Genomic DNA, 1249 nt, shown 5'->3' on the forward strand with positions numbered 1-1249 from the left:
TGCAGTGGTCTAATTTCCTCGGACAGGTCGATAGGGTGACAATCCATATCGACGAGGAAACAGATGACAAGACAACGCCGACAATTTGATGCCAGCTTCAAGCTGGAAGTAGTACGGATGGTGAAAGACCAGGGGCTATCGGTGGGCGAGGTTTGCCGGACGATGGAGCTTGGCGAGACGGCAGTGCGGCGATGGCTGGCGCAATACGATTCGGAGCTGGCGGGCGGTGCTGGGATCGGCAAGCCGCTGACGCCTGAGCAGCAGCGCATTCGGCAGTTGGAGGCTGAGAACCGGCAGTTGCGGGAGGACAATAGCATCCTAAAAAAGGCCTCAGCCTTCTTTGCACGAGAGCTCAAGTGAGTTATCGGGTGGTAACCCACCTGCAAGAGAAGGCTGTCTCCGTCAGTTCGGCGTGCCGGGTGTTGGGCGTCAGCCGAGCTGGCTATTACGCTGACCGGCGCGCCTTGCCGGGCGCGCCGAAGTTGCGGCAGCGGGCCCATGTGAAAGCAGCCTTTGCCGCCAGCGGCGCCAGTTATGGCAGCCGACGGCTGATGCATGCGGTCCGGGCCCAAGGGATCAAAATTGGCCGTCAGCGGGTCCGTACGGTGATGCAGGAGGCTGGGCTGCGTGCGACCTGGAAACGCAAGTTTGTCGCGACGACCGACAGCAAACACGATCAACCTGTCGCGAAAAATGTGCTGGATCGGCAATTTGATGTGCCGCAGGCAAACCGGGCCTGGGTCTCAGATATCACGTATATCCGCACTGCCCAGGGCTGGTTGTACCTGGCGGTGGTGCTGGATCTGTACTCACGCAAGGTGGTCGGCTGGGCCATGGCGCCGGCCATGCCGACGGCCCTGATCATGTCAGCGCTGGAAATGGCGCTACAGCAGCGTCGGCCGGCGCGGGGGCTGGTGCTCCATTCGGATCGAGGCAGTCAGTACGCCAGTGCCGAGTACCAGGCCATGCTGGCGCGCCACGGCATCGTTTGCAGCATGAGCCGCAAAGGCAACTGCTGGGATAACTCGCCGATGGAGCGTTTCTTCCTGAACCTGAAGATGGAGCGGGTGTGGCAGCGGCGCTATGCCAATCACGCGGAGGCACGACGTGACATTACCCAGTACATCGTCGGCTTCTACAACCCTGTGCGCTTGCACTCAACCCTTGGCTATGTCTCGCCTGCCGCTTACGAGGCCAAGCCAGAAGCAAAACAACCTATCAGCCTGTCCGAAAAAACTTGACCACTACA

1 protein-coding gene is annotated in these 1249 nt (G+C 60.4%); it reads left to right on the plus strand.

The genetic code is table 11. The annotated features are described in order from the left end of the window. Positions 1–63 precede the first annotated feature (63 nt). Positions 64–1241, plus strand: a protein-coding gene (locus AC1DQR_RS40190) for an IS3 family transposase (protein WP_416047961.1) whose coding sequence is annotated in 2 segments (ribosomal slippage) — positions 64–331 and positions 331–1241 — 1179 coding nt in all. Because the reading frame shifts where the segments join, the coding sequence is not laid out codon by codon here. Positions 1242–1249: the final 8 nt, after the last annotated feature.

This window comes from Cupriavidus sp. 05L411 (assembly GCF_056398045.1).